The organism is Nocardiopsis eucommiae, assembly GCF_965344335.1.
Lineage (GTDB): Bacteria > Actinomycetota > Actinomycetes > Streptosporangiales > Streptosporangiaceae > Nocardiopsis > Nocardiopsis eucommiae.
Genome location: NZ_CBDRIY010000040.1, coordinates 1 through 23,997 on the forward strand (window position 1 = coordinate 1; position 23,997 = coordinate 23,997).

22 protein-coding genes, 1 pseudogene and 1 riboswitch are annotated in these 23,997 nt (G+C 72.9%); of the genes and pseudogenes, 10 read left to right on the forward strand and 13 right to left on the reverse strand.

Translation table 11 applies throughout. The features are described 5' to 3' along the window. Positions 1-76 precede the first annotated feature (76 nt). From fdhD to ACRWK8_RS21760, 5 genes are all read right to left on the reverse strand, one after another. Complete coding sequence (fdhD, locus tag ACRWK8_RS21740; protein ID WP_378743499.1) at positions 77-955, reverse strand: formate dehydrogenase accessory sulfurtransferase FdhD; 879 nt, start codon at positions 953-955, stop codon at positions 77-79. A 137-nt stretch (positions 956-1,092) separates the two neighbouring features. Beyond that, positions 1,093-2,034, reverse strand: coding sequence for a 2Fe-2S iron-sulfur cluster-binding protein (locus tag ACRWK8_RS21745; RefSeq protein ID WP_378743498.1), 942 nt, complete (start codon positions 2,032-2,034; stop codon positions 1,093-1,095). Beyond that, on the reverse strand, positions 2,031-4,184 hold the full coding sequence (locus tag ACRWK8_RS21750; protein WP_431872530.1) for an NAD(P)H-dependent oxidoreductase subunit E: 2,154 nt from the start codon (positions 4,182-4,184) through the stop codon (positions 2,031-2,033). The genes ACRWK8_RS21745 and ACRWK8_RS21750 overlap by 4 nt, the downstream gene beginning before the upstream one ends. A gap of 193 nt (positions 4,185-4,377) precedes the next feature. Beyond that, positions 4,378-6,342, reverse strand: coding sequence for a molybdopterin oxidoreductase family protein (locus tag ACRWK8_RS21755; protein ID WP_378743496.1), 1,965 nt, complete (start codon positions 6,340-6,342; stop codon positions 4,378-4,380). Positions 6,343-6,424: 82 nt separating this feature from the next. Continuing rightward, a complete protein-coding gene (locus ACRWK8_RS21760; protein WP_431872532.1) occupies positions 6,425-7,408 on the reverse strand; it encodes a 2-dehydropantoate 2-reductase in 984 nt (327 codons plus the stop codon). Positions 7,409-7,486: 78 nt separating this feature from the next. Between ACRWK8_RS21760 and ACRWK8_RS21765 the strand changes: the two genes are divergently transcribed. The 4 genes from ACRWK8_RS21765 to ACRWK8_RS21780 all read left to right on the forward strand — a co-directional run bounded on the left by ACRWK8_RS21765 (position 7,487) and on the right by ACRWK8_RS21780 (position 10,532). After that, positions 7,487-8,854 carry a molybdopterin molybdotransferase MoeA gene (locus ACRWK8_RS21765; protein ID WP_431872535.1) on the forward strand — a complete coding sequence of 456 codons (1,368 nt, stop codon included), beginning with the start codon at positions 7,487-7,489 and terminating at the stop codon, positions 8,852-8,854. Positions 8,855-8,927: 73 nt separating this feature from the next. Continuing rightward, the gene (locus ACRWK8_RS21770) at positions 8,928-9,611 is read left to right on the forward strand and encodes a GntR family transcriptional regulator (protein ID WP_431872537.1); all 684 of its coding nucleotides are present in this window, start codon (positions 8,928-8,930) and stop codon (positions 9,609-9,611) included. Positions 9,612-9,668: 57 nt separating this feature from the next. Continuing rightward, positions 9,669-9,733: riboswitch (guanidine-III (ykkC-III) riboswitch) on the forward strand. A gap of 31 nt (positions 9,734-9,764) precedes the next feature. Next, a complete protein-coding gene (locus tag ACRWK8_RS21775) occupies positions 9,765-10,079 on the forward strand; it encodes a DMT family transporter (RefSeq protein ID WP_378743492.1) in 315 nt (104 codons plus the stop codon). A gap of 87 nt (positions 10,080-10,166) precedes the next feature. Next, a complete protein-coding gene (locus ACRWK8_RS21780; protein ID WP_378743491.1) occupies positions 10,167-10,532 on the forward strand; it encodes a VOC family protein in 366 nt (121 codons plus the stop codon). Positions 10,533-10,546: 14 nt separating this feature from the next. On the opposite strand, the gene ACRWK8_RS21785 is transcribed toward ACRWK8_RS21780, so the two are convergent. Beyond that, on the reverse strand, positions 10,547-11,038 hold the full coding sequence (locus ACRWK8_RS21785; RefSeq protein ID WP_431872539.1) for a DUF2087 domain-containing protein: 492 nt from the start codon (positions 11,036-11,038) through the stop codon (positions 10,547-10,549). A gap of 92 nt (positions 11,039-11,130) precedes the next feature. After that, positions 11,131-11,943 (reverse strand): HAD family hydrolase, encoded by an 813-nt coding sequence (locus ACRWK8_RS21790; protein ID WP_378743489.1) that lies wholly within the window; start codon positions 11,941-11,943, stop codon positions 11,131-11,133. 239 nt (positions 11,944-12,182) lie between these two features. Here ACRWK8_RS21790 and ACRWK8_RS21795 point away from each other — a divergent pair, with 239 nt between their 5' ends. The 4 genes from ACRWK8_RS21795 (at position 12,183) to ACRWK8_RS21810 (ending at position 14,918) form a co-directional block, all read left to right on the forward strand. Then, positions 12,183-13,196, forward strand: coding sequence for an alpha/beta hydrolase (locus ACRWK8_RS21795; RefSeq protein WP_378743488.1), 1,014 nt, complete (start codon positions 12,183-12,185; stop codon positions 13,194-13,196). Between the two features lie 121 nt (positions 13,197-13,317). Then, complete coding sequence (locus ACRWK8_RS21800; RefSeq protein WP_431872542.1) at positions 13,318-13,917, forward strand: sulfite oxidase-like oxidoreductase; 600 nt, start codon at positions 13,318-13,320, stop codon at positions 13,915-13,917. A gap of 3 nt (positions 13,918-13,920) precedes the next feature. Further along, positions 13,921-14,646: a ferredoxin reductase gene (locus tag ACRWK8_RS21805; protein WP_378743486.1), complete on the forward strand. Its 726-nt coding sequence runs from the start codon at positions 13,921-13,923 to the stop codon at positions 14,644-14,646. Beyond that, a complete protein-coding gene (locus tag ACRWK8_RS21810) occupies positions 14,643-14,918 on the forward strand; it encodes a DUF6510 family protein (RefSeq protein WP_378743485.1) in 276 nt (91 codons plus the stop codon). The genes ACRWK8_RS21805 and ACRWK8_RS21810 overlap by 4 nt, the downstream gene beginning before the upstream one ends. 72 nt (positions 14,919-14,990) lie before the next feature. Here ACRWK8_RS21810 and ACRWK8_RS21815 read toward each other — a convergent pair. The 6 genes and pseudogenes from ACRWK8_RS21815 to ACRWK8_RS21840 form a co-directional block, all read right to left on the reverse strand. Further along, positions 14,991-15,896: pseudogene (locus ACRWK8_RS21815) on the reverse strand (STM4011 family radical SAM protein); the annotation flags it as partial. After that, complete coding sequence (locus ACRWK8_RS21820; protein WP_431872544.1) at positions 15,893-17,242, reverse strand: STM4012 family radical SAM protein; 1,350 nt, start codon at positions 17,240-17,242, stop codon at positions 15,893-15,895. The gene ACRWK8_RS21820 and the pseudogene ACRWK8_RS21815, both read right to left, overlap by 4 nt. Then, positions 17,239-18,066: an STM4013/SEN3800 family hydrolase gene (locus tag ACRWK8_RS21825; protein WP_431872588.1), complete on the reverse strand. Its 828-nt coding sequence runs from the start codon at positions 18,064-18,066 to the stop codon at positions 17,239-17,241. Before ACRWK8_RS21825 ends, ACRWK8_RS21820 begins: the two co-directional genes overlap by 4 nt. A 35-nt stretch (positions 18,067-18,101) precedes the next feature. Continuing rightward, complete coding sequence (locus tag ACRWK8_RS21830) at positions 18,102-19,268, reverse strand: STM4014 family protein (protein ID WP_378743482.1); 1,167 nt, start codon at positions 19,266-19,268, stop codon at positions 18,102-18,104. Continuing rightward, positions 19,265-20,326, reverse strand: coding sequence for an STM4015 family protein (locus ACRWK8_RS21835; protein ID WP_431872547.1), 1,062 nt, complete (start codon positions 20,324-20,326; stop codon positions 19,265-19,267). The genes ACRWK8_RS21830 and ACRWK8_RS21835 overlap by 4 nt, the downstream gene beginning before the upstream one ends. Before the next feature lie 55 nt (positions 20,327-20,381). Continuing rightward, positions 20,382-21,434 carry an STM4015 family protein gene (locus ACRWK8_RS21840; protein WP_378743480.1) on the reverse strand — a complete coding sequence of 351 codons (1,053 nt, stop codon included), beginning with the start codon at positions 21,432-21,434 and terminating at the stop codon, positions 20,382-20,384. A gap of 280 nt (positions 21,435-21,714) precedes the next feature. Here ACRWK8_RS21840 and ACRWK8_RS21845 point away from each other — a divergent pair, with 280 nt between their 5' ends. Next, a complete protein-coding gene (locus ACRWK8_RS21845) occupies positions 21,715-22,506 on the forward strand; it encodes a class I SAM-dependent methyltransferase (protein WP_378743479.1) in 792 nt (263 codons plus the stop codon). 227 nt (positions 22,507-22,733) lie between these two features. After that, positions 22,734-23,972 (forward strand): phospholipase D-like domain-containing protein, encoded by a 1,239-nt coding sequence (locus ACRWK8_RS21850; protein WP_431872550.1) that lies wholly within the window; start codon positions 22,734-22,736, stop codon positions 23,970-23,972. The last annotated feature ends 25 nt before the right edge of the window (positions 23,973-23,997 follow it).

The following is a 23,997-nucleotide window of genomic DNA, read 5'->3' on the forward strand; positions in this document are numbered from 1 at the left end:
TCCCCCCCCCCCCGGGGTGAGCCGGTGTCGGACCTGGTTGGTGCGGGGGGCTGGAACGCGCCAACCAGGTCCGCGTCTACCGTTCCGGAGGGCGCGTGGCCCCTGGGGCCGCCGAGGACGCGAGCGTCCTCTCCAGGAGAACGCGATGCCTTCCGGTGTAGACGTTCATGGAGCTGCCGCGCAGGAAGCCGACGAGCGTCATGCCCGCCTCCGTGGCCAGGTCGACAGCGAGGGACGAGGGGGCCGAGACGGCGGCCATCATCGGGATGCCCGCCATCCACGCCTTCTGGACCAGCTCGAAGGACGCCCGCCCCGACACCATGAGCACGGTCTCGCTCAGCGGGAGGCGGTCGGAGCGCAGGGCCCAGCCGAGCAGCTTGTCGACGGCGTTGTGCCGCCCCACGTCCTCGCGCGCCGCCAGCAGTTCGCCCTCGGAGGTGAACAGCCCGGCGGCGTGCAGTCCGCCCGTGCGGTCGAACACCCGCTGGGCCTCACGCAGGCGGTCCGGGAGGACGGTGAGGGTGGGCACGTCGATCCGGAGGCCGTCGTCGGCCACCGACCACCGCGCCTTGGTGCGCACGGCGTCCAGGCTGGCCTTGCCGCACAGCCCGCACGAGGACGAGGTGTAGAAGTTGCGCTCCAGCGAGGTGTCGGGAAGCGCCACCCCCGGGGCCAGGGACACGTCCAGCACGTTGTAGGTGTTGGACCCGTCCGCGGTGGCCCCCGCGCAGTACCGGATGGCGGTGACCTCGGACCCCTCGGAGACCACCCCCTCGCTCACCAGGAACCCGGCGGCGAGGTCGAAGTCGCTCCCGGGGGTCCGCATGGTGATGCTCAACGGGGCGCCGTCCAGCCTGATCTCCAGCGGCTCCTCCACCACGAGGGTGTCGACGCGTTCGCTCTCCACACCCTCCCTGATCCGGAGGACCTTCTCACGGGCGGTCACCCGTCCCATTCCCCACCACCGCCTTCCGGTGCACGAGTGCGTTTACTGGTCTACTCTTCCCGACATTCGGTGTCGAGGGGACGAAGCGTCAAATCGGCGTATGGAGGACAGACCGCCGCAAGGGGTCCCGGTCGCCGCCCCGGGCCTCAGCCGTCCCCGCGCCGCTGGACGTGCTGGAAGCCGAATCTGCCCTTGATACAGAGGTTTCCGTGCGTCACCGGGTTGTCGTGCGGCGAGGTCACCTTGACGATCTCGTTCTCCTGGACGTGCAGTGTGACGTTGCACCCGACCCCGCAGTAGGTGCAGATCGTGGTCGTCTCGGTCTGGCTCTCCTCGTCCCACGTGCCCGCCGCGCGCATGTCGAACTCCGTGGTGAACGACAGCGCCCCGGTCGGGCAGACCTCGATGCAGTTCCCGCAGTACACACAGGCCGAGTCGGGGAGCTCCACGTCGTGTTCGGTCGAGATCCGGGCGTCGAACCCGCGCCCGGCCACCCCGATCGCGAAGGTGTTCTGCCACTGGTCCCCGCAGGCGTCCACGCACTTGTAGCACATGATGCACTTCGAGTAGTCGCGCACGTAGAGGTCGTTGTCCACCTTGGCGGGTTGCTCGACCGTGGCGGCCTCCGCGCCGTCGCCGGGCTCGTGCTCGCCCGCGCGCCGGGCGTCGCGGACCCCGAGCGCCGCCGGTTCGGCCCGGGGGCCGAACCGCTCCGGCTCCGCCTCGTAGCGGTCCATCCACCCGTCGACCTTCGGAGTGGTGGACAGGTCCACCGAGGATCCCAGCAGTTCGAGGACCAGCTTGCGGCTGTGCCGCACGCGTTCGGAGTCGGTGGCCACGCTCATGCCCTCCTCCAGCTTGCGGGAGCAGGCGGGGGCCAGGGTGCGGGCGCCCTCCACCTCCACCACGCACACGCGGCAGGCGTTGCGGGGGGTCAGGGTGTCGCCGTGGCAGAGCGTGGGCACTTCGGTGCCCTCGGCGGTGCAGGCCTCCAGGACGGTGGTGCCCTCGGGGACGCGGACGGTCGCGCCGTCGATGGTCGCGTCGATCAGGCGTCGGGGGGTGGGCAGGAGTACGGGGACGGTCATCGGGCCTCCTCGGTCGCAGCCCGGTCGCCCGGGACTGGGGTGTGCGCGGGGTCGGGGTTCCGTGGGTGGTCGGGGTCCGGGGCGCCGGTGCCGTCGGGGTCGGACCCGGAGTAGAGGCCGAGCCGGTCGATCGCCGACTCCACGGCGTTCCACGCGGTCTGGCCCAGGCCGCAGATGGAGGCGTCCCGCATGGCCCGGCCGACCTCCCGCAGCAGCGGTAGCTCCTGGGCGGGGGAGGCGCCGGAGCGCAGCCGCAGCAGCGACTCCTCCTGGCGGACCGTGCCGACCCGGCAGGGCACGCACTGTCCGCAGGACTCGTCCCGGAAGAAGGCGGCCACGCGGGCCAGGGTCGCCCCGAGGTCGGCGGTGTCGTCCAGGACCAGCACCACGCCCGAACCCAGCGAGGTCCCGGCGGCCCGCGCCCCCTCGAAGGTCAGCGGGATGTCCAGTTCGTCGCCCCGGACGAAGGTCCCGGCCGCCCCGCCCAGGAGCACGGCGCGGATGGACCGCCCCTCGGGCATGCCGCCCGCGGCCTCGACGAGGTCGCCCAGGGTGGCCCCGAAGGGCAGTTCGTACAGGCCGGGGCGGCGCACTCCGCCGGAGACGCAGAACAGCTTGGGACCGGTGGAGCCGTCCGTGCCCACGGCGGCGTACGCGGGACCGCCCATGAGGAGCACGGGGAGCACGTTGACCAGGGTCTCCACGTTGTTGACCGTGGTCGGTTTGCCGAACAGCCCCTTCTCCACGGGGAAGGGCGGCTTGGTGCGGGGCTCGCCGCGCTGTCCCTCGATGGAGCCGAAGATGGCGGTCTCCTCGCCGCAGATGTAGGCGCCCGCGCCCCGCCTGATCTCGATGTCGAAGGAGAATCCGGACCCCAGGACGTCGGGGCCCAGCAACCCGCGCTCCCGGGCCTGGGCGAGGGCGTTCTCCAGGTGGCGCAGCGCGCGGGGGTACTCGCCGCGGATGTAGAGGTAGCCGGTGCGGGCACCGATCGCGTATCCGGCGACGGTCATGGCCTCGACCACGGAGAAGGGGTCGCCCTCCATGAGGACCCGGTCCTTGAAGGTGCCGGGTTCGCTCTCGTCGGCGTTGCACACCAGGTAGTGCGGGGTGTCCGGCTGCTGGGCGGTGGCGCTCCACTTGCGGCCGGTGGGGAAGGCGGCGCCGCCCCGGCCGACCAGGCCGGAGTCGGTGACCTCGCGGATCACCCCGGCCGGGCCGAGGCGCAGGGCCTCGCGGAGCGCCGCGTACCCGCCCGCCGCGCGGTAGTCGTCGAGGCTGAGGGGGTCCACGCGGCCGATCCGGCTCAGCAGGACGTGGTCGGGGGAGCCGGCGTCGGGGACGGCGGCGGCCGGGTCGGGTTCGGGCGCGCCGCCGTGGAGCGGTTCGGACGCGTAGGTGGTGGCGCCGGGGGCGTGGCCGTCGGGGGAACGGCCGTGGGCGGCGGCTGGGGCGGCGGTGTGCTCCGAGCCGTGGGCGCTGGGGTCGGTATCGGCGGTGTCCGCCGGGGCGCGCGCCGTGGTCGGCGCCTGGGCGTCGGAGACGCTGGTCGCGGAGCCCTCCGTGGGCGGGGCCGCCGCGAGGGAGTCCAGGGCGTCGGGGGTCGCGGGGGCGGCGACGGCGTACCGCGCGGGGCTCCCGGCTTCGAGGGCGAGCGCGGCGGGGGCGCGTTCGCACATTCCCAGGCAGGGGCTCTCGTGCCACGTGGTGCCGGGGGCGTCGGGCGGCCCGTCGGAGTGGCCGCCGGGCGGGCCCAGGCGCGCGGTCAGGCGGTCGCGGAGCGCGCCCGAGCCGGAGGCGGCGCAGGCGATGTCGGTGCACAGGTGCACGACCCGGCGGGGGCGCTCGTGCAGGGCGAACATCGCGTAGAAGGAGGCCACGGCGTAGGCCTCGGCCGGGGGGACGGTCAGCCTGCGGCAGATGTGGTTGAGCGCGCCCCGGCTGATCCAGCCCACGCGGTCGTTGACGGCGTGCAGGGCGGGCAGGAGCAGGTCGCGCTGGTCGCGTGCGGCGTGCCCGCCCCGTGCGTAGCGCAGGTCGGAGTCCTGACGGGTCCCGCCCTCCCAGCCGGACGCGGGCGCCCCCAGGAGCGTGTCGACGGCGTCGCGTTCGGCGTCGGTGGCCACCTCGTCCAGAAGTCGCAGGTCCACGCCCGGATCACCTCAATCGTGTGTAAGACAGATCACAGGATTCTGTATACAGAAGACAGTAAGATGGGTGTTCCGGATTGACAACCCTCGTTACCCAAGGAGTTCGGGGCGGGGGCGGACCTTCCGGGCGCGCCGGGCGGACCGCCCCACCGGGGCTGGTGGGACGGTCCGCCTTCGCGCGCGAGCAGGACCCTCAGCCCGGCACCTGGTCGGGCACCTCGCGGCGCAGCTCGGGAGGGAGTGGCCCGACCCGCTCGATCCGCACGGCGGCGGCCTTGTACTCGGCCGTCCCCGCGATCGGATCGGTGGCGTCGATGGTGAGCAGCTGCGTGTCCACCTGGTGCGGGAAGTGGAAGGTCATGAACACCAGACCGGGCCGCATGGACTCGGTGACCGACGCCGGGACCAGCACCGAGCCGCGACGCGAGGTCACGCGGACCGTCTCGCCGTCCTCGATTCCCAGCTTGGCGGCGTCCTCCGGGGACAGGTCCAGCAGTTCGCCCCGGCGCAGCGGCGAGGAGAAGCCGGAGGTCTGCACACCGGTGTTGTAGTCGTCCAGGCGGCGGCCGGTGGTGAGCCGGAACGGGAAGTCCTCGTCCAGCAGGTCCACCGGCGGCGAGTGGCCGACGATCCCGAACGGGGCCGGTTCGCCGCGCTCGACCGGGTCCTTCGACCACAGCCGGGAGTGCAGGTAGCTGGGCTCCAGCGTGTCCTCGGAGTAGCAGGGCCACTGGATGCCGTCGTGCTCGGCCAGGCGCGCGTAGCTCATGCCCCGGTGCATGGGGGACAGCGAGCGCACCTCGTCCCAGATCTCCTCCGCCGAGGGGCGTTCCCAGTCGTGTCCGAGCCGGGTCGCCAGCGCGCACATGATCTCGATGTCGTCCCTGGCGCCCTCCGGCGGGTCCAGGGCCTTGCGGACCAGCTGCACGCGGCGCTCGCTGTTGGTGAAGGTGCCGTCCGACTCGCACCAGGCCGCGCTGGCGGGGAGGACGACGTCGGCGAGCTCGGCGGTGCGGGTGAGGAAGATGTCCTGGACCACCAGGTGGTCCAGGGCCCGCAGGCGGGCGGTGGTCTTGTGCGTCTCGGGCTCGGACTGGACGGGGTTCTCACCGATGACGTAGAGGGTCCGCAGCTCGCGCTCCTCCATCGCCTCGAACATCTGGGTGAGGTTCAGACCCTTGCGGCCCTGGATGGAGCGGCCCCAGGCCCGCTCGAACGGGGCCCGGACCTCGTCGTCCAGGATGTCCTGGAACCCGGCCAGGCGGTCGGGGATGGCGCCCATGTCGCCGCCGCCCTGCACGTTGTTCTGGCCGCGCAGCGGGTTGAGGCCGGATCCGTGCCGCCCGACGTGCCCGGTGAGCAGGGAGAGGTTGATCAGTGCTCGGACGTTGTCGGTGGCGTTGTGGTGTTCGGTGATGCCGAGGGTCCAGCACAGCTGGGCGCGTTCGGCGCGGGCGTAGGTGTGGGCGAGCTCCCGGATGGCCTCTGCGGGGACACCGGTCTCGGCCTCGGCCGCGGCGAGCGTCCACGGCTCCACCAGGGCGCGGTACTCGTCGAGCCCGCTGGTGGCGCGTTCGACGAAGGACTCGTTGGCGAGTCCGGCGTGCAGGATCTCCCGGCCCACGGCGTGCGCGAGCGGGATGTCCGTGCCCACGTTGAGGCCGAACCAGCGGTCGGCCCACTCGGCGGTGGGGGTGCGGCGGGGGTCCACGACGAAGAGCCGGGCCCCGTTGCGCACGCCCTTGAGCACGTGCTGGAAGAAGATCGGGTGGGCGTAGCGCGGGTTGCCGCCCCAGACGACGATGAGGTCGGTGTCCTCGATCTCCGCGTAGGAGGAGGTGCCGCCACCGGAGCCGAAGGCGGCGGACAGGCCCGCGACGCTGGGCGCGTGGCAGGTGCGGTTGCAGGAGTCGACGTTGTTGGTGCCGACGACGACGCGGGTGAACTTCTGCGCGACGAAGTTCATCTCGTTGGTGGCCCTGGCACAGGAGAGCATGCCGAAGGAGTCGGGTCCGTGGCGTTCGACGCCCGCCCGGAAGCCCGCCGCCGCGCGGTCGAGGGCCTCCTCCCACGTGGCCGGACGGAGTTCTCCGTGTTCGCGCACGAGGGGTCGGGTGAGTCGGTCGAGGGGGTTGGAGTGGTCTGCGGAACGACGCATGTGGCCTCGCTCGGGGTTCGTGGCCTCAAAGGGAATACTGTATGCAATGTGGAGTGAAGGGGCAATGGTGTGGAGGTGGGTGCTAGGTCAGGACGGGGGCGGAGACCCGCAGGTTGAGCAGTCCGGCCACGGCGTCGACCGCGCGCAGCGTGGGCGCCGGTGCGCCGGTGAGGTCCGCCAGCTCGACCACGGCGGACAGGATCACGTCCAGCTCCATCGGGCGGCCGCGTTCGAGGTCGTGGAGGGTGGAGGTGCGGTGGTCCCCGGTCCGCTCCGCGCCCGCGAGCCTGCGCTCCACGGAGACGTCGGTGCGCACGCCCAGCCGGGCGGCCACGTCCAGGGTCTCGTTCATCATGGTGCGGGCGAGGTCGCGGGTGGAGCGGTGACGGCAGATCTGGGCCATGGTCGAGCGCGTGAGCGCGCTCAGCGGATTGAAGACGATGTTGCCCATGAGCTTCACCCAGACGTCCACGCGGAGGTCGGGTTCGACCGGGCACCTGAGCCCGCCCGCCGTCATCGCCTCGGAGAGGTCGCGGCAGCGGCGGGAGTCGGAGCGGTCCGGTTCGCCCAGGGAGAAGCGGGTGCCCTCGATGTGCCGGACCACCCCCGGTTCCACGATCTCCGTGGCCGCGTAGACCACGCAGCCGACGGCGCGTTCGACCGGGATGGCGCGGCTGACCGCCCCTCCCGGGTCCACGCTCTCGATCCGGTGACCCGCGAGCGGTCCCTCGACTCCGTGGAAGTACCACCAGGGGATGCCGTTCTGAGCGGCGACCACGGCGGTCGCCGGGCCCAGGAGGGGACGCAGCATCGGCCCGCAGTCGGCGTAGTGCTGGGCCTTGAGGCCGAGCAGGACGGCGTCCACGGGGCCGACCTCGGCCGGGTCGTCCGTGGCGTGCGGGTGCGCGGTGAAGTCGCCACGGGGGCTGAGGACCCGGACTCCGCGCTCGCGCAGGGCGCGCAGGTGGGCGCCCCGGGCGATGAGGTGGACGTCCGCTCCGCCGCGGTGCAGGGCGGCCCCCGCGTAGGCGCCGATGGCACCGGCGCCCAGGATGGCGATGCGCATGAGGACTCCTTCCTATTCCATACTGTATACAGTATGCTCACTCGCATCCGTCCCCTCACCACGGCAGGGAGAGAAGGAATGCCCGACTCGGGTGCCTGGGAAACTTCTCCGCTTCTTCGTGACCGCCGCCCCTCCGGACACCACGCGCCCACCCCCTGGCCCCGGGCCCGCGAGCTGGCCAGGGAGGTCGGAGCCGCGGGAGGGGCGGAGGCCGAGGACGTGCCCCTGTCCGCCGCCCGGGGGGCCACCCTGGGCGCCGACCTCGTCTCCGCCATCGACGTCCCCGTCCTCGACAGCGCCGCCATGGACGGATACGCCGTCTGTGGCGAGGGCCCCTGGACCGTCGTCGGTCGGACGCTCGCCGGGCATCGCGGCCCGGTCGTGCGCCTGCACCCGGGGGAGGCGGTGGAGACGGCCACGGGTGCCGTCACGCCGGACGGGACCACCGCCGTCCTCCCCCACGAACACGCCACCCTCGCCCGCCTGGGGGAGGACGGCACCGCGCCGGAGGGTGCGCCCGGGAGACGGGCCGACGAGGCGGGGCGACCGTTCCCGCCGGAGGGCGCGCCCCGGTGGGGAAGCGGCCGGACGCGGGCCCCCCGGCCGGGGCCGCCCGGACAGCCCGGCGTGCTCCTCAGCGGCGAGGTCGTTCCGGGGCGGCACCTCCGGCGCCGGGGCGAGACCACCCGGGCCGGGACGGTGGCCGCGCGCGCGGGCAGCCCGGTCACCCCCGCACTCCTGGGGTTGGCCGCCAGCCTGGGCCGTGACACCCTCACGGTGCTGCGCCCGCGCGTGCGCGTCCTGGTCACCGGCGACGAGGTGGTGGGCGAGGGGGTGCCGCGCCCCGGCGCGGTCCGTGACGCCATCGGCCCGATCCTGCCCGGGCTGGTGGCCTGGGCGGGCGGGCGCGGCGAACCCGGCGTCGCGGTGCCCGACCGCGCCGGGGCCCTGGAGGAGCGCCTGGACGCCGTGGCGGGGACGGACACCGTGGCGGTCTGCGGCTCCTCCTCGGCGGGTCCCGCCGACCACCTGCGCCCAGCCCTGACCGCCCTCGGGGCGAGGTTCGTGGTCGACGGCGTGGCCTGCCGACCCGGACACCCGCAGCTGCTCGCCGTCCTGCCCTCGGGCGCCGTGGTCGTGGGGCTGCCGGGCAACCCCGGGGCCGCCCTCGCCGCCGCCCTCACCCTGCTGGTGCCCGTGCTCAGCGGGCGCGCCGACCGGCGGGACCCCGCGCACACGGGGCGGCGGGTCCGGCTGGTCGGGGACGTGCTCCCGCACGCCCGCGACACCCGGCTGGTCCCCGTGCGGGTCAGCCGCGACCTCGCGGTGGAGCTGCCCGCGAGCGGCTCCGCCGACCTGCGCGCGGCCGCCGTGGCCGACGCCCTCGCGGTGGTCCCGCCCGGCCGGGTCCCCGGCCTCGTCGAACTCGTCGGGGTTCCGGCGTGACCCACGCACACACCGGACTTCGTACACTGTCTACAACGACTCTGACCGTGCAGCCGGACACTGGAGACTCCTCATGCCCTCGGAGGGATTGAACGCCGTCGCGGGACGCATCCAGCGCCCGGTTCCGCTGCGCGAGGCCGTCTACGAGGCGATTCTCGACCTCATCACCACCCGTGCGCTCTCCCCGGGCCAGCACCTGGTGGAGACCGAGCTGGCCCGCACCCTGGGGGTCTCGCGCCAGCCGGTCCGCGAGGCCATGCAGCGACTCAGCAACGAGGGGTGGGTGGACCTGCGGCCCGGCTACGGGGCGTTCGTGCACACCCCCACCGAGAGCGAGGCGGACCAGCTCCTGGCCGTGCGCGCCATGCTGGAGGCCGAGTCCGCCCGGCTCGCCGCCGAACACGCCTCCGCGGAACAGATCGGCCGACTGCGCGAACTGGTCTCCGCCGGCCGCACCGCCGCCGAGCGGGCCGACACCGACGCCGTCGTCAAGGCCAACGCCGACTTCCACCGCACCGTCACCGAGGCCTCCGGCAACCGGGTGCTCACCGAGCTCGCCGCCCAGGTGGACCGCCGGGTCCGCTGGTACTACGCCCCGGTGGCCCGGATCCGCGGCTCCGCCTCCTGGGACGAGCACGAGCAGCTGGTCGAGGTCATCGAGCGGGGTGACACGGCTCGGGCCCGCGAGCTCATGAGCGAGCACACCGAACGCACCCGTCGCACCTACCACGAGGAAGTCGACGGCACCCAGACCTGACCCCGTGGTGACCCGTCTGACCGCCCACCCCGGAAGCACCGCCTCCCGAGGGTGGTTGTAGGTTGCGTACCCGAGACTCCGGACGAGGGGCGCCGTACCCGGTCAAGACAAGACGGCGCGAACCACAGTTCGCACGTCTGGGAGGTACCAGTCATGGCCTGGGTCGTTCTCGTGATCTCCGGTCTTCTCGAAACCGCGTGGGCCGCCGCGCTCCACTCCTCACAGGGCTTCACCCGCCTGTGGCCCTCGGTGATCTTCGGTGTCACCCTCGCCCTGAGCATGGCCGGTCTGGCCTTCGCCCTGCGCACCATCCCCCTCGGCACCGGCTACGCCGTCTGGGTGTCCATCGGTGTCGTCGGTACGGCGCTCATCGGCATGTTCGTCCTCGGTGAGGGCTTCAGCGTGCCCAAGGCCCTCTGCCTGCTCGCCATCGTCGCTGGCGTCGTCGGACTGAAGGTCCTCCACTAGGACCCGCTCCGAGGAACACGCCCCCGTCTCCCGTCCGCCGTGGTTCGGTGCCCCGGCGGACGCCCCACGCGGTGTTACTGTGCCGCCATGACTGTCGGATCCGTCGCCCAGTGGGTCGTGAACGCCGTCGACCCGCCCGCACTCGCCCGCTTCTGGGCCTTCGTGATCGGTGGGGAGGTCGAGCTCCAGGCGGACGGCTGGGCCGTCCTCCACGGAGCCGCGGGCCAGCCCCGGCTGTCGTTCCAACCGACCCCGGAGCTCAAGGCCCGCCCCAACCGCGTCCACGCGGACGTGATCGTCGAGGACCTCTCCGCGTCCGTCCGCTCCGTCGTGGACCACGGCGCCACCACTGTGGGGGAGGTGGTCACCGAGGAGGAGGGTTCGTTCCAGGTTCTGCGTGACCCCGAGGGCAACGAGTTCTGCCTGGTCGAGCCGGACCCCCAGGGCTCCTGACCGCACCCTTCGCGCTACCTCCGGGCGAGGCGGTAGCGGCTGCCGTCGTCCTCACGCTCCAGGAAACCCTCCTCGACCAGGTAGCGGCGCAGGGCGGAGGGGTCGTCGAAGCAGGTCAGAAGTGCCGTGTTCACCTGTTTCTCCGTGTACTCCAGTTCCGGAGCGAACAGGCGCCCGGTGACACGGCCGAGGGCCGCCAGACGCAGCTCGCGGCGGGCGGGCATCGAGGTGAGCCGCCCCTCGTGGAAGAGCGCGTCCACGGGGTCGGTAACCCGGGTCCCCTCCTTGTGCTCGCGCATGGCCTCGCCGAAGACTCCGGGCACGGCGACGATCCGCGTGCCCTCCTCGCGTACCAGCCCGTCCCGGAGGAGCCGGGACAGGTGTCGGGCGGTTCCCCGGACCTCCTCCCGGTCCAGGCCCTCGGGCCCGGAGGTGACGACCCTGGCGAACAGGGACAGACGTTCGGGGGCGGAGAGCGACGACACGAGCTGGGCGGGGTGCGGCAAGGCGGTTCCTCTGGACGGAGGTCGATCGGACCCCGCCACAGTAGGAGCCGCGCCGCGACCCCGGCCAGTGAATATCCGTCCGGAACCGTCGGTCAGGCCCGCTCCAGGATCTCCTCCACCACGCGGCCCACGCCGTCCTCGAAGCTGGACGGGGCCACCCTGAGGCCGAGAGCGGGGTCGAGCAGGTCACGGTGCCCGCTGCTCATCGCGTACCCGGTCCCCGCCCAGGTCAGTGAGGAACGGTCGTTGGGCATGTCCCCGAAGGCCACGACCTCCTCGCGGTCCACCCCCCAGCGCTCGCACAGCATCGCCAACGTGCTCCCCTTGTTGACCCCGACCGCGCTGATCTCCACCAGGCCCGCCCCGCCCGAGTAGGTCGGCTCCGCGAGCGTGCCGACGGAGTCCACGGCGGCCTCGTACATGCGCTGCACCGGGTACTGGTTGGACCGGGCGATGAGCTTGGTGACCGGGGTCGCGGCGGTCAGCAGGGCGTCGGTGCCCTCCAGCACGCCCCTGACCCACTCGCTCCGGATCCACGGCTCCAGGTGGTAGTCGGTGTCGTGGTAGAAGTCCGTGCCCGTCTCCACTCCGAACCCGAGGCCGGGCAGGGAGTGCCGCAGCCGCTCCACGATCGTTCCCGAGGTGTCGCGGTCGATCGCCCGCACCAGCGGCTCGGCCTCCCCGGGCAGCTGGGTGTGGGCGCCGTTGCCGCAGACCACGGCGGCGCAGTCGAACATGGCGGCGAACGCTTCGGTGGTGCGCGGCGGACGGGCGGTCACGATGACCACCCTGATCCCGGCCTCCACGGCGGCCGTGAGGGCGCGGTGGTTGCGGGGGGATACCAGGCCGTTCTGGTCGAGGAGGGTTCCGTCAAGGTCGGTGGCGATCACGCGAGGAAGGGCCATGGGCACATTATGGCGTCGGGGAGTGACGGATTCGAAGGGGTTTCGGGTCATCTCACACCCGGGGCCCGTACGCCGGGAACACCGTTCGTGCCGCCGCCAATTTCTGTCTTGCGGGCGTCCAATCTTGCGAAAACCCGGTTACCCGGCCGAGGCGGTCGGGCATCCCCTCTCCCGGGTTCCGGGACGGAGTGCGCGCTCGGAGACCCGGCCCGTGCTGACGCCGTACCCATGGAGCAGGCATGTCCGAGAACAAGGTGGTCCTGGAGAGGGAAGCCCAGGAGTTCGCCGACGCCAACGCCAACGAGCCGTTCATCTACCAGATCCCTCCCGAACAGGGCCGGGACGTCCTGGAGGGTGTGCAGAGCGGTGAGGGGGTGCCCAAGCCGGAGATCACCGAAGAGTGGATCACCGTCGAGGGCGGCCCGACCGGCCAGGTGCCCATCCGGATCGTCCGTCCCGCGGGCGCCACGGGCGTCCTGCCGGTGATCCTCTACGTCCACGGCGCGGGCTGGGTGTTCGGCAGCGCCAACACCCACGACCGGCTGGTTCGTGAACTGGCCACCCGTACCGGTGCCGCCGTGGTCTTCCCCGAGTACGACCGCTCACCGGAGGCCAGGTACCCCACCGCGATCGAGCAGAACTACGCGGCCGCCCAGTGGGTCGTGCGCCACGGCGCCGAGAGGAACCTCGACGGCGGCCGGATGGCGGTGTGCGGTGACTCGGTCGGCGGCAACATGGCCACCGTCCTGACGCTCATGGCCAAGGAACGCGGAGACGTCGCCTTCCGGGGGCAGGCGCTGTTCTACCCGGTGACCGACGCCGACTTCGACACCGAGTCGTACCACCGGTTCGCCTTCGGGTACTTCCTGAACAGGGACGGCATGATCTGGTTCTGGGACCAGTACACCCCCGACCCGGCGCAGCGCGCGGAGATCCACGCCTCGCCGCTGCGGGCCTCGCTGGAGGAGCTGCGCGGACTGCCGCCCGCGATGGTGCTCAACGGCGAGGCCGACGTGCTGCGCGACGAGGGCGAGGCCTACGCCCGCAAGCTGCGCGAGGCCGGAGTGCCGGTGACGGCGGTCCGCTTCCAGGGCATGATCCACGACTTCATGATGGTGGACAGCCTGCGCGACACCCACGCGAACCAGGCGGCCCTGGTGCTGGCCGGGGACTTCCTCGGCGACGTCCTCGGCACCCGCTCGTCGGTGCCCCGCCAACAGGCCGCGCGTTCCACCGGCGCGGGGGTCCGCTAGACCGTCCCGGGCGCGCGGCGTGGGACGAGGGTGAAGTCCGGACGGGGCGGGCACGCCGTCCGCCCCGCCCCCGGCACGGCCGCGCGCTCCGTCGGAACGTCACACACGACAGGGGTCGAGCATGAACATGTTCACGCGCGGGTTCCAGGGTCGGCGCACCGCCGAGTCCAACCGCGTTCCGCCAGGGCAGTACCGGACCGACGACTTCCCGGTGTTGAGCGTGGGCCCCACGCCGCGCGTCGACACCGACGACTGGACCTTCACCGTCACCGCCGAGACCGGTGCCGCCCACAGCTGGACCTGGGACGAGTTCCTGGGACTTCCCCAGGAGCGGCCGCACGTGGACATCCACTGCGTCACCCGCTGGTCCAAGCTCGACACCGACTGGGTCGGCGTCTCCCTGGACACACTGCTCGCGGACGTGGAGAGCACCGCCGAGTACGTCCTGGCCCACTCCTACGGCGGCTACACCACGAACCTGCCGCTGGAGGACCTCACGGACGGGCGGGCGTGGGTCGTGCACACCTTCGACGGGGAGCCGCTCGCCGCCGAGCACGGCGGCCCCGCCCGCCTGCTCGTACCCCACCTGTACTTCTGGAAGTCCGCCAAGTGGGTGCGGGGCCTGACCCTGACCCAGGAGGACGAACCGGGGTTCTGGGAGCAGGGCGGGTACCACGACTACGGCGACCCCTGGCGTGAACAGCGTTACCGGGGAGACTGACCGATGCCCTCATGGACGCCGGCGGTCCTGGAGTCCGACCGGTGGGAGACCCCCACCGCCCGCACACTGGTGCTCTCGGTGCCCGGCTGGACCGGGCACCGGCCCGGACAGCACGTGGACGTGCGGCTGAGGGCGGAGGACGGGTACACCGCCGAGCGCTCCTACTCCGTCGCGTCGGCCTCCGGGCCGGACCGCCTGGAACTCACCGTCCAGCTGGTACCGGACGGGGAGGTCTCCCCGTACCTGGTCCGGGACTTCCGGCCCGGGGACCGGGTGTGGGTGCGCGGACCCCTGGGGGGTTGGTTCGTCTGGCGGTCGGACGACACCGACCCCGTCGTGCTCATCGGCGGCGGCTCCGGTGTCGTCCCGCTCGCGTCGATGGTGCGCGAACGCCGACGAACCGGGAGCCGGGCCCTGTTCCGCGTCCTGTACTCGCTGCGCACACCCGAGGACCGCTACTACGCCAAGGAGCTCGGCGCCGCCTCGGACCCGGGCGTGGACGTCTTCCTCGCCTACACGCGGGAGGCCCCGCCGGGCTCGGCGCGCGGGCCCGGGCGGGTGGGCGTGGCGGACCTGAACACCCACGGGTTCCCGGCCGAGTTCGCCCCGCGGTGCTACGTGTGCGGACCCACCGGGTTCGTCGAGACCGTCGCGGACGCGCTCGTCGCGCTGGGCCACGACCCGCGCGGGATCCGAACCGAACGCTACGGCAGCGGAGGCGGACGATGACCGAACCGACCCACCTGGACGGGAACGTGCTCGCCGGTCCCCTGTCCGAGGTCTTCAGCGTGGACCTGACCACCGCCGTGCGCCGATGCGCCGTCTGCGGGGACGAGGGCGTGTGCGCCCAGCTGCTCGTCTACGCGGACGGACCCGGACTGGTCGCCCGCTGCCCGAACTGCGCCGTGCTGGTGCTCCGTCTGGTGCGGACCCCGCGGGGAGTCGTCCTGGACCTGGGCGGGACCGGCTGTGTCACCATCCCGATCCCGGAGGCGCGCTGAGGCCGGGACGACCGTCGGCCCTCGGGGGCGTCGGCCGTGCGGGGCCTCCTGAGGGGGCCCGGGGGCACGCGGGGGCATGACGGCCGGGACACGCTCGATCACCCCGCCACGGAACACGTCGTACAGGTCCAGGGTCTCCAGGTGCACGTATCCGATGTGGCAGTCGCAGGTGGTGAGCGGGCACGGGCTCGGACCGAGGGCGGCGGCGAAGGACCCGTCGTAGAGGTTGCCGAGCGGGGTGTCCACGAAGTGGCAGCGGCGCACCTCGCCGTCGCCGTCGACGGACAGGACGCCGTCACCCGTGCGGCAGGCCGCCCCCAGGCTCGGGTGCGGGTCGCGGCTGTAGTGGAAGTGGGGGTCGATCGCCTGCCAGGCCTCGGCCTCGGCGTCCGTGTAGGTGAGTCCCTCGGCGGCGTTCACCCAGAGGTAGACGTCCTCGGGGAGGTCGGCGCGCATGCGGCGCGCGGCCTCCAGGTGTTCGGGCTGGCCCACCACCCCCACGCTGAACCGGACCCCGAGCGCGGTGAGCGCGCGCGCCTTGCCGAGGAAGCGGTCGTGTGCGACCTCCCCCGGGTGGTAGGTGGTCCACAGGGCGACGGAGGCGAGGTCGCAGCCGGACAGCCAGGCCGTGCGGCCGCTGAGGTTGGTCTGGATCGCCACCCGCTCCACCTGCGGCAGGTGGCTCAGCCGGATGAGGGCGCGGCGGTACCAGGAGCGGGTCAGACCCTCACCCCACGGTGTGAACAGCACCGAGAAGCGCGTGCCGGGGCGCCCGGCCACCCAGTCGGTGAAGCGTTCCAGGGCGGCGCGGTCCGCCCGCAGGGTCTCGGGTCCGTCCCGGCGCTTCGCGAAGGGGCAGTACGGGCAGTCGTAGTCGCAGCTGGCCAGCGGACCCCGGTACAGGAGGGTCAGGTGGTCGGGCAGGGCGGTGTCCGGCCGCCGTCGCAGCGGGTCGGGCAGGTCCACGGTGGGGCTCACGACGCCTCGTACTCGGCGGTCAGGCGGTTGACGCGGGCGGAGAAGAAGTCGGGACCCACGGAGTCGGAGTGGGCCAGTCCCTCCTCGGTGAGCCGGACCGTGTCGGAACCCGGGGCCCCGTCCTCCAGCCAGCCGCGCTCCGCCAGGGCCGCGAACTCCGCCGGGAGGTGCGCGGCCGGGTGCGCACCGAACCTGGCCGCGTAGTCGGCCACCTCCAGCCCCTCCACGCGCAGCAGAGACTGGAGCACGTGTCTGCGGCGCCGCTCGTCCTCGTCCAGCACGAACCCGACCTCCGCGCGCGCGAAGTCGGCGGCGTCGCGCGCCACGTAGTCCGCGATGATCGACCGCACCCGGCCCACGCCCACCGCGTAGTCGAACGAGTAGTGGGTGGTGCCCGTGTAGGAGCGGGCGCCGCAGCCCAGCCCCACCATGCCGTCGGTCTGGCAGCTGTGGTCCGGAGCGGAGGCCAGCGGTTCCGGGGCGTCGGCCCGCCGGAACATCCGCATGGACACCTGCTCGTAGCCGCGCTCGCGCAGGTGGTCGCGCCCCTGTCGGTACAGCGCCAGCCGGTGGTCGTCCCAGGCGCGGGCACGGCGGCCCAGCCCGGTGAGCGGCCGGACGTACAGCGGGTACAGGTAGATCTCCTCCGGTCCCCAGGAGAGCGCCGTGTCCAACGAGTACTCCCAGGTCCTGGGGGTCTGGCGGTCGATGCCGTAGATGAGGTCCAGGTTGAGGTCGGCCCCGGCGTGCTCGCGGATCGCGGCCAGGGCCCGGTCCACCTCGGCGCGCTTCTGCGGCCGACCGGCGGCGTGCGCCTCGGAGTCGAGGAAGCTCTGCACACCCATGCTGATCCGGGTCATCCCGCGCGCGTCCAGGACCTGGAGGCGGTCCGGGGTGGCGGTGGCGGGGGAGGTCTCCACGGACACCGGGACCGTGCGCGGGTCGAGCGGGAAGTGGCGTACGACGGTGTCGTAGACCCGGGCCAGTTCGTCGGCGGTGAGGTAGGTGGGGGTGCCCCCGCCCAGGGCGAGACGCGCGAACGCGGTGTTCTCGGGGAGGCACGCCGCGACCGTCTCCGCCTGGCGCTCGAACGCGTCCAGGTAGGCCGTGACCTGCTCGGCCGGGGGCGTGGATCGGGTGAAGAGGTTGCAGAACCCGCAGCGCATCTCGCAGAACGGCACGTGCGCGTACAGCGAGAGCGCGCGGGTGTCCTCGCGCATCCACAGGTCGTACAGGTGGGGGCGCTCGGTGAAGGGGCGGTAGGCGCTCTTGTGGGGGTAGGCGTACACGTACGAGCGGTAGGGGGAGTCCGCGCGGACGGGCTCGGCCCTCGGTGTGACGCTCACGCGGGGCTTTCCTCGGTGCCGTGGCCGTGGGGCAGGACGGCGTGGGTGTAGGGGACGGTCCAGACGGTCTCGTGGCCGATCCGGTGCCCGGTGTGGCCGTCCTCGCCGTAGGCGGTGCCGTGGTCCGAGCACACGATGGCGAAGCAGGGCCGACGGGCCGACATCGCGGTCAGCAGCGGGGGCAGGTGGCGGTCGACGTACTCCAGGGCGGCCGCGTGGCTGGCCAGGGTGTCTCCGTCCTCCCGGGTGGCGCCGGGCAGGTGGAACCAGTTGGGCTGGTGCAGCGCGGCGACGTTGAGCAGCAGGAACAGCGGCTGCTCGGCGGGCACGGCGGCGGCCACCTCCGCCGCGCGGGCCACCTGGTTCTCGAAGGAGTGCGGGTCGGCCACGCCGAACGACTCCTCCCAGTGGCTCTCCGCGAACAGGTTCGGCAGCACCGACCCGAGCTCCGACCTGCGGTTGAAGAAGCCCGTGCCGCCCACGCAGGCCGTGTGGTAGCCCTTCCGGGCCAGCCCGGAGGCGAGGTCGGCGGTGTCGAAGGTCCAGGTCCCCGGCGCGGTGGAGACGCTGCCGGGGAAGGCGGCGGCGAACAGGCGCGGGTGCGGCCCCGGCGCGGCGGGGGTCGGCAGGAACCCGGCGAGCATGGCCAGGTGGGAGGCGTAGGTGAAGCTCGCGGGGGAGTGCCGTTCCTCCCACCCGCCGGGCGGCAGGAGCCGGGCCAGGTTCGGGGTGCGTCCGGCCTCGGCCAGCTCGACCGCCACGTCGTGGCGCAGGGTGTCCAGGGTGAGGAGCAGGATGTCGTGCGTGCCCACCACGGTGTTCATGTCCGGCGTCGGGAGCTCGGAGGTGGCGTCGGTGGTCAAGGGCGTCCCCCGGAGAGTGCGTGTTCGGACGTCGGGCGCGGTGCCGGGAGGGGGAACCGGCCGGTGGCGAGGGCGTGCAGCTGTTCGGCCTGGGTGCTCCGCCCCTCGTGGAGGACCCCGGGCAGGAGGTCACCGAAGGCGTTGACTTCGCAGACCGTGAAGCGGCGCCAGCCGGGGGAGACCAGCAGGTCCACCCCGGCGTGCAGCGTTCGCGGGAAGACCCGGGCGGCGGCCTCCGCCGTGGCCGTGGCCGCCCGCCAGGCGTGCGGGCCCATGCTCTCGCGCAGCGCCGACAGGTCGCCCCGGGCGTTGCCCAGGTGCAGGTTGGTCATGGGGGAGCGCGAGGAGCGCACCACCGCGTGCGTGGCCCGACCGGCGACCACCAGGACGCGCAGGTCGATCACCCGCCCCTCGAACCCCGCCTTGGGGACCCAGCGCTCCACGTGCAGTCCGTCGGGGGCGAGCGCGTCCACGATCGCCGCCACGTCGGCCTCGTCGGTGCGGGTGCGCGGCCGCAGCACGTTGTACAGCTCGACCGACCCGCCCTCGCGCACCAGGTGGGCCGAGGTGACCGCCCGGATCCGCCCGCCCGGGGCGGTGGCCAGCGCGACCACCCCCGAGGCCGACGAGCCGTGCGCGGGCTTGACGAACACCCTCCGCCAGCCGGCCCCGGCCATCGCGGAGCGCAGGGACGCGTATCCGGTCACCGGCCCGGGCAGGGCCGGGGCGACCGGCACCCCGGCCGCGGCCAGCCTCGCGTGGCAGCGGCGCTTGTCGCACAGGTCGGCCAGGTCGTTCACGTCCTGGAGGAGGTGTGCCCCGGGGGTGGCCGCCACGGCCTCGGACAGCCGCCCCAAAGCGCGGACGAACCCGCGGTGCTGATCGGCCCCGCCCTCGACCCGGTGGAGGTCGGGATCGTGCCGCCAGCCGCGCAGCAGACGGGCGGTGGCGACGTCCTCGCCCGCCGAGTCCACGCGCACCAGCGCGCCCTCGGGCAGGGTGACGGGACCGGCCGCCGGGTCCGCGAGGTCGCGCCAGGCCAGCGGGACGGGGGCGGGGAGCCCGGCCGCCCGCGCCGCCTCGGTGAACAGCGCCAGGCGACGGTTGCCCGGAACGCACACCACCACCAGCGGACGGTCGAGCGGCGACCGGTCCCGGGTCACTCGGAGACCGCCGTGTAGTAGGAGAGGCCGCCGTCCGCGTAGGGGTTCTCCTCGGGTTCCAGGCGCCCGGAGAGGTCGTGCTCGACCCCCGAGGCGGTCAGGGCGGCCCCCAGCCTGTCGGCCATCTCCTCGGACAGGTAGTGGTGGTGCAGGTCGAGGCGGCGCAGACCGTGGAAGACGGGGGTGTCCAGCAGGATCCGGGCGCCCCGGTCGGTCATGGCCCCGAGCGACAGGTCCAGCTCCGAGAGGCCCCGGGTGACCGGGGCCTCGGCCAGGGCCGCCACGCAGTCGTCGGCGTTCTCGGCGTTGCGCAGCCCCAGGGAGCGCAGCTTCGGGAACGCGGTCCCGGAGAGGAGCGGGGCGAGGTCCGCCTCCGTGGTGTGCTCCCCGGCGTACTCCTCCGCGCCCAGCCACAGCTCCAGGTGCTCCACTTCGGGCAGGGGCGCGGCGCACACGGTCCGGACGACCTCGGGGCGCAGCCCGCCGGACTGCACGGTCAGGCTCCGGAGGCCGTGGGGCTCGGTGATCGTCAGGTCGAGGCCGGCGCTCCCGCCGCGCACGGTGAACGCCGTCAGGTACGGCAGCGCGGTCAGCAACGGGCCCAGGTCCCCGTGCTCGATCCAGGAGATCTCGTTCTCCTCCCGCGTGACGTCCCCGAAGAAGAGCGACCGCAGGCCGGTGTACGCGAACACGCGGCCGACCAGTTCGTCGAGGAGGTTCCCGGTCACCCGGGCCTCGTCCTCGACGTGCCCGACGACCAGGGCCCGGACCTCGTCCCGCGGGACCAGCTGCTCGAACTCGTCCAGGTACTCGGAGAGGGTCTGCGCGGTCCGCTGGTGGTAACCGGGTTCCTCCGCGCGCAGTCGCCACGCCACCGATCCGGGGGCGGCGATCGCCGCGAAGAGCGGTTCGTACGAGGACGGCAGGTCGGGGTGGCGCTCCCTTCGGTTGCTCGCCCACGACATGGCGATGTGGAACTCGGTGCGGAGGGCCTCCCACCCGGTGAACTCCACCACGGGGAGGCCCGCGTACTCGGTCAGATGGCTGCTGTTGGGCATGGGAATCCTGTCGGGGGTGGGACGGGGACGGGGACGGGGGCGGTCACGGCGGGGCTCACTCCCCGACGGCCGGGTAGTAGTCGACGTCCTCGTCGGTCGGGGACCCGCGCCCGTCGGAGAGGTCGACGCGGACCCCGGCCCGCGTGAACGCGGCCCGCACGCGCTCGGCCCCCTCCTCGCTCAGGAAGTGGTGGTGCAGGTCCAGGCTCTCCAGGTGCGCGAGGGCCGGGACCGAGGCCAGCAGGTGCTCGACGTCGTCGTCGCGCAGGGTGCCCAGGGAGAGGTCGGCCGAGCGGAGACGGGAGGTGAGCGTGGCCTCCGCCAGGGCCCGCACCCAGTCGCCGGTGCGCCAGGAGTTGCGCACTCCCAGGTGGTGGAGGGCGGGCAGGGCCTCGCCCCGGAGCAGCGGTGCGAGGTCCTCGACGGCGGTGTCGCCGCCGTAGTCGGCGACACCCAGCCACAGCTCCAGCCGCTCCAGCGCGGGCAGGTCTGCCGCGACGATCTCGCGCACCACCCGTCCGGGCAGGCCGCCGCTCTGGACGGTGAGCGAGCGCAGGGACCGGTGGCCACCGACCGCGAGGGACAGCGTCTCGCCGCCGCCGTAGGTCTCACCGACGCCCCGGACGGTCAGCTCCTCCAGCCTGGGGTAGGCGTCGAGCAGGGGAGCGAGGTCGCACTGGTGGATCCAGGAGATCTCGTTCTCCTCGAAGGTGATGTCACCGAGGAAGAGCGAGCGCAGCGCGGGGAAGGCGTCCGCGTGACGGACGAGCGCGTCGCGGGCGTCCACGGAGGGGACCTCGCAGTCGTCCTCCAAGCCCCAGTCACCGATGACCAGCGCCGACACCCGCGACGTGTCCACCTCCGCGACGAACCGGTCCAGGTAGGGCACGAACTCCTCGGCGTAGCCGGCGAGGCGCAGCCGCCACGCCACGGAGCCGGGGTCCTCCCTGGCCTCCTCCATGCGCACGTGCTCCGAGGAGCGGGGGCGGGTGCCCCGTCCGGAGCCCGGACGTGTCCCGGCGAGGTGGAGGTAGTGCTCCTCCGCCTCCGCGTCGAGGAACTCGACCACGGGGAGTCCGGCGTGCTCGGTGAGGTGTTCGCGGATCATGGAGGGGAGCCTTCCGTCCTGGCCGAGGGGTGTGCCACAGGTTCTAGCAGCGGAGGGTGACAGACCGGCGTGGGGCACCCGTCCCGGACCGTCACGGCGGCTCGGTGCGAAGGCCGTGAACGCCCCGATGCGGGCGGATTCCTCTTTCTTAGCAGCTGACAAGGGCGATCCGGACTTGTCCACAGGTGTGGACACGGGATCTCCGCCGACCGGGCGACCCGCCGCCGGGACCACGGCGGTGCGGCAGGACAACGGCGGATCGCGATGTGAAAGTGGTCGCATGGCTACGCACAGTGAACTCCGTGACTTCTGGGAACACCGGCTCGAAGGCGACTGGACCGAGAGCGGCGTCGGCTACCGCGCCCTCGGACGGCCCTTCAACACCTGGATGTACCGGGTGCGCGAGGAGGTCTTCCTCCGCGAGGTCGGCCAGCTGGGGCTGGAGGGCGCCAGCGTGCTCGACGCGGGCAGCGGCACGGGGTTCTACGTGAGCCAGTGGGAGCGCCTGGGTGCCGGCGACGTCACCGGCTGCGACATGACCGACGCCGCCGTCGAGCGCCTGCGCGGCCGGTTCCCGAACCACCGCTTCCTCCGCCAGGACGTGTCCGAACTGGACGCCTTCGAGGACGCCAGCTTCGACGCCGCCTCCTGCATGGACGTGCTCTTCCACATCACCGACGACGACCGGTACGCCGCCGCCTTCCGGTCCCTCGGCCGGGTCGTGCGCCCCGGCGGCACCCTGGTGATCTCCGAGAACTGCCTCCAGCGTCCCGAGCAGCGCGGAGAGCACCAGGTCAACCGGACCCTGGAGACGATCGCCTCGCTGGCCGACAAGGCCGGGTTCGACATCGTGCACCGAGTGCCCATGCTGATGCTGATGAACGCCCAGGTCGACGCCTCCCTGCCGTGGCGCAAGGTCTGGGGCGGGGTGCTGCGCGCCGCCACCGTCACCGCGCCGACGGGGTGGCTCGCCGGGGCGCTCCTGTACCGCGTGGACCGCAGGCTCGTGCGCGGTCGCCGGGAGAGCCCCACGACCGAACTCCTCGTGCTCCGCCGCCGCGAGGACACCTGATCCCCGGACCCCGAGGAGACACCTGGTCCCGGGGGTGACCGACCCCGGGCAGTAGGTGACTTTCTGTCCTGGTTCGGGACGAACGGGGGGGTGAAGTCGAGTTCGCCCCGGAACGCGGTTCGTGCCCGGGACCGGGGCGGGCGCCGGGTTACGGTGGTGCTCCACCTTGGTGCCGGGTGGCCGCCGTTCCGGGGGTGCGGCGGACGGTCCGTTCGGGAGGCGACCGCATGGTGACACGCTCGACCATCACGACCTGGGTGAGACGGGGGCTGCTGGGGCTGCTGGCCACCCAGGTCGCCGTGGTCGCGACCCTCGTCGGTATCGACCACTGGCGCAAGCGGGTGCGGCCGCACCGGGCCAACTTCCCCCGCACCGACCCCGCCTCGGTGCCGGTGGGCGAGACCACCGCCACGGTCTACACCTACGGTGAGGACCTGTTCGAGGACATGCTGTCCGCGATCCGGGGCGCCCGCCACCGCGTCCTGTTCGAGTCCTTCATCTTCAAGTCCGACGCGGTGGGACAGGAGTTCAAGGCCGCGCTGATCGAGGCGGCCGAGCGCGGGGTCGAGGTCTACGTGATCTACGACGGCTTCGCCAACCTCGTGGTACCGCGCTCCTTCTTCCGCTTCCCGCCCTCCGTGCGGGTCATGCGCTACCCGGCCTTCCGCCCCGGCGTGCTCCTGCTCAACGTGCGCAAGTCCGGCCGCGACCACCGCAAGATCCTCACAGTGGACGGGGAGACCGGCTTCGTCGGCGGGTTCAACGTGGGCTCCACCTACGCCATCGAGTGGCGCGACACCCACCTGCGGGTCGTCGGCCCGGTCGTGTGGGAGCTGGAGAACGCCTTCGTGGACTTCTGGAACACCAACCGGCGCGCGGACCAGCCCGAGCTGCGGGGGATGGGGGAGGCGGAGTGGGACTCGCGCATCCGCGTCCACCGCAACGTCCCCGAGCTGATCATCTTCCCGATCCGGGCGATGTTCCTGGAGGCGGTGGACCGGGCCAAGGAACGGGTGATCTTCACCCAGGCCTACTTCATCCCGGACCGCGAGCTCGCCAACGTCCTCATCGAGGCGGCGGGTCGGGGCGTGGACGTCAACGTGCTCGTTCCGGAGAACTCCAACCACGTCGTCGCGGACTGGATGGCGCGCGGCCGGTACTCGGAGCTGCTGCGAGGCGGGGTGCGGCTGTGGCTCTACGAGGACGCCATGGTCCACGCCAAGACCGCCACGGTGGACGGCCGGTGGAGCTCGATCGGCACCGCCAACGTGGACCGCCTCAGCCTCACCGGCAACTACGAGATCAACGTGGAGATCTTCGACGAGGGCGTCGCCCGGCACTTGGAGAAGGTCTTCGAGACCGACCTCACCAACGCCCGCGAGCTGACCGAGGAGGAGTGGCGCGGGCGCCCGTTCGCGGCCAAGTTCAGCGAGATCGTCCTGGCCCCCTGGCGCGGATTCCTGTGAGCTCGGCCACCTGAGCGCGGTCCGC